This window comes from Aeromicrobium erythreum (assembly GCF_001509405.1).
Lineage (GTDB): Bacteria > Actinomycetota > Actinomycetes > Propionibacteriales > Nocardioidaceae > Aeromicrobium > Aeromicrobium erythreum.
The window spans coordinates 2,974,103-2,986,757 of the sequence record NZ_CP011502.1; the positions used below are offsets into that span (position 1 = coordinate 2,974,103).

At 72.9% G+C, this 12,655-nt stretch carries 13 protein-coding genes; 4 read left to right on the forward strand and 9 right to left on the reverse strand.

Going from position 1 to position 12,655, the window contains the following annotated elements; translation table 11 throughout:
• Positions 1–24: 24 nt before the first annotated feature.
• The 4 genes from Aeryth_RS14190 to Aeryth_RS14205 all read right to left on the reverse strand — a co-directional run bounded on the left by Aeryth_RS14190 (position 25) and on the right by Aeryth_RS14205 (position 2,599).
• On the reverse strand, positions 25–288 hold the full coding sequence (locus Aeryth_RS14190) for a DUF2516 family protein (protein ID WP_067860083.1): 264 nt from the start codon (positions 286–288) through the stop codon (positions 25–27).
• A gap of 80 nt (positions 289–368) precedes the next feature.
• Positions 369–1,160: a hypothetical protein gene (locus tag Aeryth_RS18135; RefSeq protein WP_067860085.1), complete on the reverse strand. Its 792-nt coding sequence runs from the start codon at positions 1,158–1,160 to the stop codon at positions 369–371.
• Positions 1,157–1,585: a helix-turn-helix domain-containing protein gene (locus Aeryth_RS14200; protein ID WP_067860087.1), complete on the reverse strand. Its 429-nt coding sequence runs from the start codon at positions 1,583–1,585 to the stop codon at positions 1,157–1,159. The genes Aeryth_RS18135 and Aeryth_RS14200 overlap by 4 nt, the downstream gene beginning before the upstream one ends.
• An 87-nt stretch (positions 1,586–1,672) precedes the next feature.
• Entirely contained in the window at positions 1,673–2,599 is a 927-nt protein-coding gene (locus tag Aeryth_RS14205) for an asparaginase (RefSeq protein ID WP_067860089.1), read from the reverse strand.
• 138 nt (positions 2,600–2,737) lie between these two features.
• Between Aeryth_RS14205 and Aeryth_RS14210 the strand changes: the two genes are divergently transcribed.
• Entirely contained in the window at positions 2,738–3,823 is a 1,086-nt protein-coding gene (locus Aeryth_RS14210) for a mannose-1-phosphate guanylyltransferase (RefSeq protein ID WP_067860092.1), read from the forward strand.
• A 392-nt stretch (positions 3,824–4,215) separates the two neighbouring features.
• Here Aeryth_RS14210 and manA read toward each other — a convergent pair whose 3' ends face one another.
• Positions 4,216–5,400 carry a mannose-6-phosphate isomerase, class I gene (gene manA / locus Aeryth_RS14215; protein ID WP_067860094.1) on the reverse strand — a complete coding sequence of 395 codons (1,185 nt, stop codon included), beginning with the start codon at positions 5,398–5,400 and terminating at the stop codon, positions 4,216–4,218.
• A gap of 26 nt (positions 5,401–5,426) precedes the next feature.
• Entirely contained in the window at positions 5,427–7,295 is a 1,869-nt protein-coding gene (locus tag Aeryth_RS14220; protein WP_083516467.1) for a DEAD/DEAH box helicase, read from the reverse strand.
• 198 nt (positions 7,296–7,493) lie between these two features.
• On the opposite strand from Aeryth_RS14220, the gene Aeryth_RS14225 reads away from it, so the two are divergent.
• The gene (locus tag Aeryth_RS14225; protein ID WP_158509215.1) at positions 7,494–8,807 is read left to right on the forward strand and encodes a tyrosine-protein kinase domain-containing protein; all 1,314 of its coding nucleotides are present in this window, start codon (positions 7,494–7,496) and stop codon (positions 8,805–8,807) included.
• A 22-nt stretch (positions 8,808–8,829) separates the two neighbouring features.
• On the opposite strand, the gene Aeryth_RS14230 is transcribed toward Aeryth_RS14225, so the two are convergent.
• The 3 genes from Aeryth_RS14230 to Aeryth_RS14240 are packed head-to-tail and all read right to left on the reverse strand — an operon-like array spanning position 8,830 to position 10,907.
• On the reverse strand, positions 8,830–9,375 hold the full coding sequence (locus Aeryth_RS14230) for an arsenate reductase/protein-tyrosine-phosphatase family protein (RefSeq protein ID WP_067860099.1): 546 nt from the start codon (positions 9,373–9,375) through the stop codon (positions 8,830–8,832).
• A 1-nt stretch (position 9,376) separates the two neighbouring features.
• Positions 9,377–10,402 (reverse strand): CAF17-like 4Fe-4S cluster assembly/insertion protein YgfZ, encoded by a 1,026-nt coding sequence (gene ygfZ, locus Aeryth_RS14235; RefSeq protein WP_236749748.1) that lies wholly within the window; start codon positions 10,400–10,402, stop codon positions 9,377–9,379.
• Positions 10,395–10,907: a heme-binding beta-barrel domain-containing protein gene (locus Aeryth_RS14240; protein WP_067861830.1), complete on the reverse strand. Its 513-nt coding sequence runs from the start codon at positions 10,905–10,907 to the stop codon at positions 10,395–10,397. Before Aeryth_RS14240 ends, ygfZ begins: the two co-directional genes overlap by 8 nt.
• Positions 10,908–10,944: 37 nt before the next feature.
• Between Aeryth_RS14240 and dtd the strand changes: the two genes are divergently transcribed.
• Both dtd and Aeryth_RS14250 read left to right on the forward strand, forming a co-directional pair.
• Entirely contained in the window at positions 10,945–11,385 is a 441-nt protein-coding gene (gene dtd / locus Aeryth_RS14245) for a D-aminoacyl-tRNA deacylase (protein WP_083516468.1), read from the forward strand.
• A 129-nt stretch (positions 11,386–11,514) separates the two neighbouring features.
• The gene (locus Aeryth_RS14250; protein WP_067860103.1) at positions 11,515–12,630 is read left to right on the forward strand and encodes an LCP family protein; all 1,116 of its coding nucleotides are present in this window, start codon (positions 11,515–11,517) and stop codon (positions 12,628–12,630) included.
• The last annotated feature ends 25 nt before the right edge of the window (positions 12,631–12,655 follow it).

Below are 12,655 nucleotides of genomic sequence, written 5' to 3' on the forward strand. Positions count from 1 at the left end.
CCGACGGGCTGGTGACGCCAGGCGTCAGACGTGGCTGCCGCGCAGCTGCGCGAGGTAGACGAGCGCAGCGACCGTCCCGGCGAGGTTGAGCAGCGAGAGCGGCGCCCAGAAGACGGCGTGCGCGACGACGGCGAGGCCCAGGATCACGAGCCAGGTGTTCTTGGGCAGGGAGTCGGCGACGCTGAAGCGTCCGGCGTCGCGCAGCACGCAGTCGACGAGCGCGAACGCCTTGACGGCGAACAGCACGAGCGACAGCAGGAGCATCAGGCTGGACTGGACCTCGAACACGTCTGGACCCTACCGCCAGACGCCGAACGGCGGGCCCCCGTCGCCGGGAGCCCGCCGTCGCGGGTGGTGCTGGTGGCCGATCAGGACTGCGTGCTGCTGTCGCTGGAGCCGGTGCTGCTGGCCGTCGTCTTCTTGGCGGGCGCCTTCTTCGCGGGCGCCTTCTTGGCCGTCGACGTGGTCTTCTTGGCGGCCGTCGACGTCTTCTTCGCCGGCGTCGACGTGGTCTTCTTGGCCGTCGAGCTGGTCTTCTTGGCCGCGGTCGAGGTCTTCTTCGCCGGGGTCGTCTTCTTCGCGGCCGACGTCTTCGCGGCGGTGGTCTTCTTGGCCGTCGACGTCTTCTTGGCGGCGGTCTTCTTGGCGGTGCTCGCGGTCGAGGTCGTCTTCGCGGGCGCCTTCTTGGCGGTCTCGGTGGCCTTCGTGGCGGTGGAGCGTGCGGCGGCCGACGTCTTGGCCGGAGCCTTCTTGGCCTGCTCCTTGGTGGTCGGGGCCTTCTTCGTCACCTTGGCGACCGTGGCCTGGGCGTCGGCGACGATGTCCTCGGCGCGCTTCTGCACGTCCTCGGCGACGTCCTCGGCGGCCTTGCGGGCCTCCTTGATGTTCTTCTTGGCGTCCTTGCGCAGCGCGTCGAGCAGCTTCTCGCCGCGCTTCTGGACGTCCTCGAGCTTCAGGGCGCGCGCCTGGGCGACGAACTCCTCGCCCTTCTGCACGAGCTCGGCGTAGCCCTCCTGGACCTCGGCGCGGGCGGAGCCGACGAGGCCGGTGGCCTGCGAGCGGAGGTCGTCGAGCTCGACCTTGCGGAGGGTCTCGGTGAGGTTCTTGACCTCGTCGACGAGAGTCTTGACCTGGGCGTTGATCTGGTCGGTGATGCTCATGGGGGTGTCTCCTCGGATGAAGTGTCGGAGTTGGCTTCGGTGACCGTCTCGGCCAGCGTCTCGTCGGTCGCCACGTCGGCGCCGACGAACGAGCGGTAGATGTCCAGCAGTGCCGTCTTCTGCCGCTCGGTCAGGCGCGGGTCGAGGGCGATGGCGTCCTCGACCATGCGCGCGCCGGACTCGTCGACGTCGATGAGCCCCGCTCGTACGTAGAGCGACTCGGCCGAGATGCGCAGTGCCTTCGCGATCTGCTGGAGGACCTCCGCCGAGGGTCGGCGCACGCCCCGCTCGATCTGGCTGAGGTACGGGTTCGAGACCTCGGACTTCTCCGCCAGCTGTCGCAGGGACATCTGTGCCTGGCGTCGCTGCTCGCGCAGGTAGTCGCCGAGGGTCTCGACGGCTCCTCCCACGTGCAGCTTGGCCATGTCTCCAGTCTGCTTGCAAATGCAAGCATCTGCAAGCAGGGTTGCATGCGAGACGTCTCACACGCCGTCGCCCACGGTCCGGTCAGGTCAGAGGACGGGGCGCACCTCGCCGACGGGACGTCCACCGCCCAGGACGACCGGACGCTCGCGGAGCAGGTCGGCATCGACCCCCGCCAGCTCCAAGGCGCGGTGCAGCACGACGAACAGCGGCCGCTCGCCGCCGTCCTCGATCTTCACCGCGAGAGCGGAACCGTCGGCGAGGCCCGCGACGACGACGCTCTCGGCGCCGGACTTCACGAGCGAGCCCGGCACGGCCCGCGCCAGGGCGAGGTCGGGGCGTCGCGTGCCGCTGACCTGCTCGGGGTGCGCGACCATCGCGTCGGCCACCCGGCGCTCGGCGCTGCCCGGCTCGGCCCTCATGAGCCGGCCGACCCCGCGGGCCAGCCGCTCGAGCGACGTCGCCAGCAGGGGCGCGCCGCAGCCGTCGACGCCGACCACGTCGGGCGGACCGACGAGCTCGGTGAACGTGGCCGTGATGGCCCGCTGCACCGGGTGGTCGGGGTCGAGGTAGTCGTGGGTGGACCAACCGCGCTGGACGCAGGTCAGCAGCATCGCCGCGTGCTTGCCCGAGCAGTCCATCCGGATCGGCAGGCGGCCCTCCCCGGCCCGCAGCACGGCGGCGTGCTCGTGCGGGTCGACCGGGTAGGACGGCGGGGTCTGCAGCGCCGACTCGTCGAGGTCGCCGCGCGCCAGGATCTCGCGGACGCCCTCGAGGTGGAACGGCTCGGCGGAGTGGCTCGCGGCGGCCAGGGCCAGCAGTCGCGGCTCCAGGTCGAGACCCTCCCGCACGAGACCAGCGGCCTGGAACGGTTTGTTCGTCGACCGGGGGAACACGACGGTGCCGGGGTCGCCGATCGACCACACGGTCTGCCCGTCCGGGTCGACCCGCACGGCCATCCCCCGATGACGGCTCTCCACGAGCCCTGACCGCACGACCTCGGCGACGACGTCCATCGCCCCAGCCTAGGTCCATCCCGCGACGCCGAAGCGCCCCGGGACGGCGTCGCGCGCCGCTAGACTCGCCGCGTCATCACGGTGACGCGCCGCCCCTGCCGACCGACGATCGCGAGCCCCCACGATGAGCCCCCACTGATGAGTACTGCACCCTCGGACCTCGACGACCTGCACGTCATCATCCCGGCCGGCGGCGCGGGCACCCGGCTGTGGCCGCTGTCGCGTGCCGGCCGCCCGAAGTTCCTGCTCGACCTGACCGGCTCGGGCCGCACCTTGCTGCAGCAGACGTGGGACCGCGTGACGAAGCTCGTACCGCCCGAGCGGGTGCACGTCGTCACCGGGCCGCGGCACGCCGACGCCGTGCGCGCGCAGCTGCCCGGGCTGACCAGCGTCTTCGTCGAGCCGTCGCCGCGCGACTCGATGCCGGCCATCGGGCTCGCGACCGCCGTCGTGCTCGCCCGGCACCCCGAGGCCGTCGTCGCGTCGTTCGCCGCCGACCACGTCATCACCGGCGAGGACCGCTTCGCCGACGCCGTCGCGCAGGCCGTCCGGACCGCGCGCACGGGGGCCGTGACCACCATCGGCATCTCGCCCCGCTCCCCCTCCACGGCGTTCGGGTACGTCGAGTCGGGCGCGCCGCTCGCGGTCGACGGCGCGCCGAGCGCGCGGACCGTCGTGCGCTTCGTCGAGAAGCCCGACGAGGAGACCGCGCGCGCCTACCTGCGGGCCGGCACCTTCAGCTGGAACGCGGGCATGTTCGTCACCCGCGCCGACGTCCTCCTCGGCCACCTCGCCCGGCTCCAGCCGACCCTGCACGCGGGTCTGCAGCGCATCGCCGCAGCCTGGGACGGCCCGGATGCGCAGACCGTGCTCGAGGCCGTCTGGCCGTCGCTCACCCGCATCGCCATCGACCACGCCGTCGCGGAGCCGGTGTCGCTCACCGGCGGCATCGCGACCGTGCCCGGCCGCTTCGGCTGGGACGACATCGGCGACTTCGCCGCCCTCCACGAGCTGGGCGTCAGCGGCGACACCGGCGTCGTCTGGGTCGACGCCGACGGCCTCGTCCGCACCACCGGTGGCGTCACCGTCGCCGTCGTCGGCATCCCCGGTGCCGTCGTCGTGCAGACCGACGACGCCCTCCTCGTCACCACCGTCGAACACGCGCAGCGCGTCAAGGAGGTCCCCGCCGCCCTCGCCGCGTCGGGCCGGACCGACCTGGTCTGACGGTCGGCGGGGCGTCGTCGTCCGGTCCTGTCGGTCCGCTGCCGCGGGGGCTCGGCTTGCTGCTGCGCTGCCGCAGGGGCCTCGGCTTGCTGGTGCGCTGCCTCGGCTGGCGCTGGGGGTGGTCTTCGAAAGGGCCTGGACCGGGCGGCTGGCGACCGCGCCGGCCCGGGTCCGCCGGCTGCGGCCTGCGCAGGACGCGGGATGCTCCCCCCTGGCGGTAGGTAGCACGCGTCATCAGCACCCAGTAGCGCGTGTCACCTACCGCTCACCCACATTCCGCATCCCACCTACCGCGCCAGAGGGTGCAGCGGTAGGTAGCACGCGTCATCAGGCCCCAGTAGCGCGTGTCACCTACCGCTCACCCACCGCACCGGAGGACGAGACCCCAGCCGTCAGACGAGGTCGGTGAGCTCGGTGGGCGGCAGGTCGGGGGCGGGGGTGTAGGCCTGCGCGACCTCGCCGGTGCCGACGGCGTGAAGGACACCGTCGGACTCGTCGGCGAACACCGCCTCGCCGCGGGCGAGGTGCTCGCGCTCGCCGGCCTCGTTCACGACCTCGACCTCGCCGCCGAGGCAGACGACGATGCGACGGCCGTCGTCGGGGAGGCGGGCGCCGTCGGGCTCGGCCGACGAGCACTGCGTCACCGAGAGGGCGAACTCGTGCAGGCCCGGGCTGTAGACGTCGGTGGAGAAGCCGAACTGGTCGGCGTCGACGCGCGCCAGTCGCGACATGCCGCGGTCGAGGCAGCGGACGAGACCCTGCGGGTCGAGGTGCTTGCCCGTCAGTCCGCCGCGCAGCACGTTGTCGGAGGACACCATGACCTCGACGCACAGGCCGCTGAGGTGGGCGTGGATGATGCCGGCGCCGAGGTAGGCGGCCTCGCCGGGCTGCAGCGTCAAGCGGTTGAGCAGCAGCGACATGACGACGCCGACGTCGCCCGGGTGGTGCTCGTCGACGAGCACGGCCGTCGCGTACGCGCGCTTGATGTCGATGCCGCGGTCCACACCCGCGCGGCAGGCGGCCACGACCGCCGCCACCTCCTCGGGGGACGGACGGTCCGTGAGCAGGTCCTCGACGATGCGCACGATGCCGAGGAACCCGGGCTGACGACGCAGGTTCTCGACGAGCTGGTGCACGCGCGGCACGTCGATCGCGGCGAGCACGCGCAGGATCTCGGCCGTCGGACGGAAGCCGACGAGCGTGTCGAACGCGGTCAACGCGTACACCATCTCCGGCTTCGGGTGCGGGTCCTTGTACACGCGGTGCGGGGCGTCCAGCGGCACGCCGGCGGCCTCCTCGGCCTCGAACCCCTCCTGCGCGAGGACGGCGTTCGGGTGCACCTGGATCGACAGCGGTCGGTCGGCGGCCAGGATCTTGAGCATGAACGGCAGCTCGCCGGCCACCTCTCGCAGCGAGACCGGACCGTCGGCGCCCTGCACCGTCGAGGGGTTCAGCGGGTGGGTGCCCATCCAGATCTCGGCCACCGGAGCACCGTCGGGCGTGCGGCCGAGGAAGCGCGGGATGGCGTCAGGAGAGCCCCAGTCGTAGTCGCGGTCGGGGTTGTCCAGTCGTCGCATCTCGTCCTCTCCTCGGCCGACGGCCGTCAGTGACCCTTGGGGTGGCGGGGCTTGCGGGGCGACTCGCCGTCCTTCGACCAGCTGCCGCGCTGACCGCCCTTGCCCTTGCCGCCCGGTGCGCCCGAGCCCTTGCGGTGCGCGGTCGGCCGGTCGTCGCGCGAGGAGCGTCCACCCCGGGCGCCACGGTCGGCCTGCAGGTCGATGCGACGTCCGGAGATCCGCGTGTCGGCGAGCGCCTCGAACACCGCCGGGGGCAGGTCCTGCGGGAGCTCGACGACGGCGTGGTCGATGCCGAGGGTGATCTTGCCGAAGTCGGCGCGACGCAGACCGCCCTCGTTGGCGAGCGCGCCGACGATCATCGACGGCGTCACCTTGTGCCGCTTGCCGACGGCGATCCGGTACGGCGCCCAGCCGTCCTTCGACGGGCGCGCAGGGCGGTCACCGGCGTCGCGCGCCGGCCGGTCCTGCCGCTCCGGGCGCTCACGCCGCTCCTTCTTCGGCGGGTCCGGACGCAGGAAGAACTCCTTGTCGTCCGTGCTCATCACCGCGAGCGCCGCGGCCACGTCGAGCATCTCGACGTCGTGCTCGCGCACGTAGTCCTCCACGAGGCCCCGGAAGGCGTGGAACTGGGCGGAGCCCATGCTGTCGGTGATCGCCTGCGCGAACTTGGCGGTACGGCGCGCGTTGACCTCGTCGACGCTGGGCACGCCGGTCTCCTCGACCGGGCGTCCCGACACCTTCTCGATCGCCGACAGGAGCCGACGCTCGCGCGGGGTGACGAACAGGATCGCCTCGCCGCTGCGCCCGGCACGGCCCGTGCGGCCGACCCGGTGCACGTACGCCTCGGGGTCGTGGGGGATGTCGTAGTTGACGACGTGGGTGATGCGGTCGACGTCGAGACCGCGCGCGGCCACGTCGGTGGCGACGAGGATGTCGAGCGAGCCGTTCTTCAGCGCCGTCACGGTCCGCTCGCGCTGCGCCTGGACGAGGTCGCCGTTGATGGCGGCCGCGGAGAACCCGCGCGAGCGCAGTCGCTCCGCGAGCTCCTCGGTGGCCGACTTCGTGCGGACGAAGATGATCATGGCGTCGCCGCTCTCCACCTCGAGCAGACGCGTGAGCGCGTCGAGCTTCGCGTGGTGCGAGACGGGGATCCAGCGCTGACGCACCGTGCTCGTCGACGAGCGGGCCTGCGGCGTCGCGATGTCGGCGGGGTCGTGCAGGTAGCGCTTCGCGAGGCGGCGGATGGCCGGCGGCATCGTGGCCGAGAACAGCGCGACCTGCTTGTACTCGGGGGTGTCGGCGAGGATCCGCTCGACGTCCTCCGCGAACCCCATCGCGAGCATCTCGTCGGCCTCGTCGAGCACGAGGTGGTCGAGCCCGGAGAGGTCGAGGCTGCCGCGGTCGAGGTGGTCCATGACGCGACCCGGCGTGCCGACGACGACGTGGGCACCGCGCTCGAGCCCGGCCAGCTGGGCGCCGTAGCCCTGCCCGCCGTAGACGGGGAGCACGCGGATGCGACGCGACCGCGGCGTGTACGACGTCATCGCCTCGCAGACCTGCAGGGCCAGCTCGCGGGTGGGCGCGAGCACGAGCGCCTGCGTGGAGGCGCGGTCGGGGTCGATCTTCTCGAGGATCGGCAGCGCGAACGCAGCCGTCTTGCCGGTGCCCGTCTGCGCGAGACCGACGACGTCGCGGCCGGCGAGGAGGGCCGGCACCGCCGCCTCCTGGATGGGCGTCGGTGCCTCGTAGCCGAGCCCGCCGAGCACCTCCACCAGCTCGTCGCCCAGGCCCAGCGCGGCGAACCGGGCGCCGGGTGCGGCCGCCTCCGGGACGGTCGACGCCTCCTGCTCGGGGGTCTGGTCGGACAGGTCGGACGCGGGACGGTCGTCGGTCATGAAGCTCCTGGTGCTGACTGCGAGACGGGGGAACCCCGTCGTGACGCAGGGTGCAACCGCTAGTCTTCCGTACCGACGGCCCCGAGACCAACCTCGGCGAGCCCGGCCTCCCTCCCCCGTGTGGCCCGAGACCGAAGGAGACGGTGCCCGATGCCGAGCCCGACCCCCCGTCGAACGCTCGGATCACGCTGGCTCCTCGTGGTGCTGCTGGGGCTGCTGGGCGCGCTGGCGGGGCAGCTCGTCGTGTCGGGCCTCACACCGCGCTACGAGGCCTCGGCCGAGGTCCTCGTCTCCTCCCCGCCGGCGAGCGTCGACGGCTCGGCCCGCGCCGTCACCGCTCGCACGGTCGAGTCCTACGGCCGCCTGCTCTCCCAGCCCTACCTCCTCGACCGCGCCGCACGGGCGCTCGACGAGTCGTCGCTGCCCGCCGACTCCGTGCGTTCCGGCGTGGTCGGCGACAGCGACGTCCTGCGCGTGACGGTCCGCGACGACAGCCTCGACGTGGCGCGCGAGCGGGCAGGCGCGATCGCCGAGGCGTTCACCGCCTGGCTCGAGGACAGCCAGCAGGCGCTGCGCCCGAACCAGCAGGTCACGGGTCTGGTCATCGACCCCGGCACCGGCTCGACCGGTCCCGTCTCGCCCCGACGCTGGCCCTACCTCCTCGGCGGTCTGCTCGTCGGGCTGCTGCTCGGCCTCGGCGTCGCGCGCTGGCGCCAGCTCGCCGACCGCGGGGTCGCGTCGGCGGACGAGCTCGAGGCGACCACCGAGGCGCCCCTGCTCGGCGCCATCGCCTACGACCGCAGCGTCCAGGACGCGCCGCTCCTCACCTCGCTGTCGCCGCAGCACCCGCGCGCGGAGTCCATCCGCATCCTGCGCACGAACCTGCAGTTCGTCGACGTCGACCACGACCGCACCGTCATCACCGTCACGAGCGCGGTGGAGGCCGAGGGCAAGACGTCGACGGCCTGCAACCTGGCCATCGCGCTCGCACAGTCGGGCCTGCGGGTCGCGCTCGTGGAGGGCGACCTGCGCCGTCCTCAGCTCGCCGAGCAGTTCGGGCTCGAGAGCACGGTCGGCCTGACCACGGTCCTCGTCGGCCGGGTCGAGCTCGACGAGGCGATGCAGGAGACCGAGATCCCCGGCCTCGACGTGCTCACGAGCGGCGCCCGGCCGCCGAACCCGGCGGAGATCGTGCAGACCGGCGCCATGGAGCAGCTGGTCGCCGACCTGCGCCGCGCCTACGACATCGTGCTCATCGACGCACCTCCACTGCTGCCCGTCACCGACGCGACGATCCTGGCCCTGTTGTCCGACGGCGCCCTGCTCGTCGTGCGCCACGGCCGCACCGGCCACGACCAGGTGCGCGCTGCCGTCGAGCGGCTGCAAACGGTGGGCGCGACGCTCTTCGGCACGGTGCTCTCGATGTCGCCACGCCGCGCCGCAGGACGCTTCGGCTACGGGTACGAGTACGCGACGCAGTCGTCGCGACGTCGCCCGCGCCGCGGTCGCTGACCGCTCGCCGTCCCGGAGTCGCTCAGGCCAGGGTGCCGAAGGTCCGCGCGAGCCGCTCGGTCGCGTCGTCGATCAGGTCGGCGGTGCTGCGGTGCACCTCCGGCGCGCGGCGGAACGGGTCGGGCACGTCGAGCAGGCTGGGCGCGGTGCTGCGCCGCCGGGCGGCGTCGGCCACGAGCTCGGGCAGGCTGTCGGCCGTCCGGTCCTCGACGAGGGCGGCGAGCTCGAGCAGGGTGAACGTCTTCCGCAGCGCACCGGGGTCGAGCTCGAGCACGGAGGCGCGGTGCTCCTTCGTGGCGGTGAGCACGACGTCGGCCGCCTTCACGTGCGCGGGGTGCAGGGGTCGCGACCGGAAGTCCGACCCGTCGACGCCCAGGCGGGCCAGCTCGAGACGCACCATGCTGTCGACGGGAGCGTCGCGCCAGCCCATCACGCCGGCGCTCGCGATCTCGAACCGCGCGGGGTCCAGCCGCTCGCGCAGCAGCAGCTCCATCAGCGGCGAGCGGCAGACGTTGGCCGTGCAGACGGTGAGGATGCTCCAGCGGGCCGGCTCGGGCCGCGCACCCACCTCAGCCACCGGACCGGGGGCGCACGTGCAGACCCACCTCGGGGTCGACGACGAGCTCCTGCGCGGCGGCGACCCCGTCGACGACCAGCGTCGCGTCGGTGGGCACCGAGCGCTTCAGCAGCGCGAGCCCGATCGGGCCGAGCTCGTGGTGCAGGCCGCGCGAGCCGAGCACACCGACCGCCTGGCCGGGTGCGTCCGCGCGCTCGACCGGTGAGCCGGGAGCCGGCAGCCGGTCGGCGGAGCCGTCGAGGTGCAGCAGCGTGAGCCGGCGCGGGGGACGGCCGAGGTTGTGCACGCGCGCCACCGTCTCCTGCCCGCGGTAGCAGCCCTTGTCGAGGTGCACGGCGCGCTCGAGCAGACCCACCTCGTTCGGGATGGTCCGGTCGTCGGTGTCGAGGCCGAGACGCGGGGTGCCGGACGCGATGCGCAGCGCCTCCCACGCCCACGTCCCTGCGGGGCGGCCGTGACGCTCCGGCCACGACGCGACGTCGGCGCGCGGCTCGATCGCCCAGACCGCTCGACCGGGCGCCCCGTCGCTGCCGGGCTCGACCCGGCCGAGGACCGCGTGGGCGTCGCTCACGTCGGCGACCTCGACGCGCATCATGAAGCGCATCCGGTCGAGGAACGTCACGAGAGCGGCGCCGGCCCCGGGCTCCGTGTGGGCCCAGAAGGTGGTGCCGTCGTCGACGCCCTCGAAGGCGTGCTCGATGCGGCCCTGCGGCGTGAGCACGAGCACCTCCGTGCGCACGCCCGGCGGGAGCGACTCGAGGTGCTGGGTGGTCAGCGAGTGCAGCCACGTGAGCCGGTCGGGGCCGGTGACCGTCAGCACGTCGCGGTGCGACAGGTCGACGAAGCCCTCGCCACGCTCGAGCCGGCGCTGCTCGACGGTCAGCTCGCCGTAGTGGGCGGCGACGCCGGAGTCGGGCGCGTCGGCCTCGACGGCACCGTCGAGGCCGAGCAGCGGGCTGCGCCGGCCCGGCGCGACGGCGTCGGCGTCGCCGGCGGGAGGAACCAGGTGCTCAGACACGGGCGAGCTTCCCCCACAGGTGCGACTGCATGCTCTGGCCCTCGGCCGCCTTGTCGACGGCGTACATGAGCGCACCCTCGACGAGGCCGTACATGCGCTGCCCGGCGGTGTACTCGACGGCGGTCGCGGTCCGCGCGACGATGTCGGTGGCCAGCGTGATCCGCGGGCCCTCCGCCACGCCGTACCAGACCTCGGCGTAGCCGGTGGGGTGGGCGAGCACGAGCTCGACGTTGATGCCCTTGCCGCCCTCGACCAGTCCGGCGGGCCGCAGGAAACCGGTCTCGAGGTCGCCGGGACCGGTGCGGTTGCCCTCCTCGTCGGTCGTCCAGGAGCGGCTGAAGTAGTGCAGGAACGGCCGCGTGTCGTGCGCGAACACGACGTCCTGCTCGAACGCGTAGGGCTCGATCGTCGGGTACTCACCCCGCCCGTTGCCGTGCCACGTGCCGAGCAGCCATGCGAGCGGGGCCACGTCGGGGTGCAGGTCTGCCGGGATCTCGAAGGCCATGCTGCCCATCGTATCGACGGCGCGCTAGCCTGCCGCCGTGCGTGCAGTGGTGCAGCGGGTGACCCAGGCGTCCGTCGTCGTCGAGGGCGAGGTCGTCGGGTCCGTGGGCGGCGGAGAGGAGGACGGGGGCCACCTCCTCGTCCTGCTCGGGGTCACCCACGACGACACCGTGCAGAAGGCCGAGTCGCTGGCGCGCAAGGTGCACGGGCTGCGGGTGCTGCGCGAGGAGCGGTCGGTCGCCGACACCGGCGGCTCGGTGCTGGTGGTCAGCCAGTTCACGCTCTACGGCGACGCCCGCAAGGGTCGCCGTCCGAGCTGGACGGCAGCCGCCCCCGGCGCCGTCGCCGAGCCGCTGTACGAGGAGTTCTGCGCCGCGCTGCGCGCCCTGGGCACCGACGTGCCCACCGGGCGCTTCGGCGCCGACATGCAGGTCGCGTCGGTCAACGACGGACCCGTCACGATCCTGCTGGAGCTGTGAACGACGCTGTCGCGGTCGCTGCGGGTCCGGCGTTCTGACCGTCCTTTCAGGTGGGCCGCGTAGGATCACGCGTGGTCGACCGTGGTGCGGTGCGGCCGGCGCCCCGCCCCCCACCGAACGGACGTGTCCATGTCGCGACGCCTCAAGCGTGAGCGTCGTGCCGTCGCGGGCAAGCGCCGCATGGGCGGGACACCCTGGCACCGTCGCCACCGCAGGCTGCTGGTCGGCGTGGTCGGCGTGCTCGTGGTCGTGCTCGGCACCGCCAGCGGCTACGCCTACTACCTCAACTCCCAGCTCGACAACGTCGGCCGTGTCGACACCCAGCTCAAGGAGAAGGACCGACCCGACCCCGACCGTGGCAGGGCGCTGAACATCCTGCTGCTCGGCTCGGACAAGGGCAAGGAGGAGCCGGGAGCGCGCGACACCACCCTCGCGGAGGACGCTGCGGCGTCGCGCTGGCCGGCGGGCAAGTACCGCAGCGACACGCTGATGATCGCCCACATCACGTCGGACCGGCGCAAGGTCTACCTCGTCTCGATCCCGCGCGACACGTTCACCGACATCCACGACCAGACCGGCGCGGTGCGCTCGAAGCAGAAGATCAACGACGCGTTCTCCGAGTACGGGCCCGACGGGGCGATCTCGACCGTCGAGAACCTCACGAACCTGCGCATGCGGCACCTGGCGATCATCGACTGGGACGGCTTCGAGTCGCTCTCGTCGGCGGTCGGCGGCGTGCCCGTGTTCATCCCGCGCGCCTTCTACGACCCGAAGCAGGAGGTGCAGTGGCAGGCGGGCCAGCAGACCCTCGAGGGCAAGAAGGCGCTCGCCTACGTGCGCACCCGCTACGGCCTCGTCCGCGGCGACTTCGACCGCATCGCCCGGCAGCAGAACTTCCTGCGCTCGCTGATGAAGAAGATGCTGGCGCGCGACACGCTCAGCAACCCGATCAAGCTCACCCGCACCCTCACCGCCGTCACGAAGAACCTCACGGTCGACGCCGACTGGGACCCGGGCGACATGCGTGCGCTCGCGCTGTCGCTGCGCGGAGTCCGCTCCGACGACGTCACCTTCCTGACCGCACCCGTCGCCGGGACCGAGCTGGACCCGACGTACGGCGACGTCGTCGTGCTCGACCAGGCCAAGTGCGCGGAGCTGTTCGACGCCCTGCGCAACGACCGCATGGACGCCTACCTGCGCAAGTACCCCGACGACCGGCTCGCCGACGAGCGCCAGATCGGCTGACCGTCGCCGCGACGTGCGACGGCGC

Bases quoted from the DNA above. Each gene is read 5' to 3' on its own strand.
- Aeryth_RS18135 (WP_067860085.1), bottom strand. From the start codon at position 1,160: ATGAGCATCACCGACCAGATCAACGCCCAGGTCAAGACTCTCGTCGAC.
- Aeryth_RS14200 (WP_067860087.1), bottom strand. From the start codon at position 1,585: ATGGCCAAGCTGCACGTGGGAGGAGCCGTCGAGACCCTCGGCGACTAC.
- Aeryth_RS14205 (WP_067860089.1), bottom strand. From the start codon at position 2,599: ATGGACGTCGTCGCCGAGGTCGTGCGGTCAGGGCTCGTGGAGAGCCGT.
- Aeryth_RS14210 (WP_067860092.1), top strand. From the start codon at position 2,738: ATGAGTACTGCACCCTCGGACCTCGACGACCTGCACGTCATCATCCCG.
- manA (WP_067860094.1), bottom strand. From the start codon at position 5,400: ATGCGACGACTGGACAACCCCGACCGCGACTACGACTGGGGCTCTCCT.
- Aeryth_RS14220 (WP_083516467.1), bottom strand. From the start codon at position 7,295: ATGACCGACGACCGTCCCGCGTCCGACCTGTCCGACCAGACCCCCGAG.
- Aeryth_RS14240 (WP_067861830.1), bottom strand. From the start codon at position 10,907: ATGGCCTTCGAGATCCCGGCAGACCTGCACCCCGACGTGGCCCCGCTC.
- Aeryth_RS14250 (WP_067860103.1), top strand. From the start codon at position 11,515: ATGTCGCGACGCCTCAAGCGTGAGCGTCGTGCCGTCGCGGGCAAGCGC.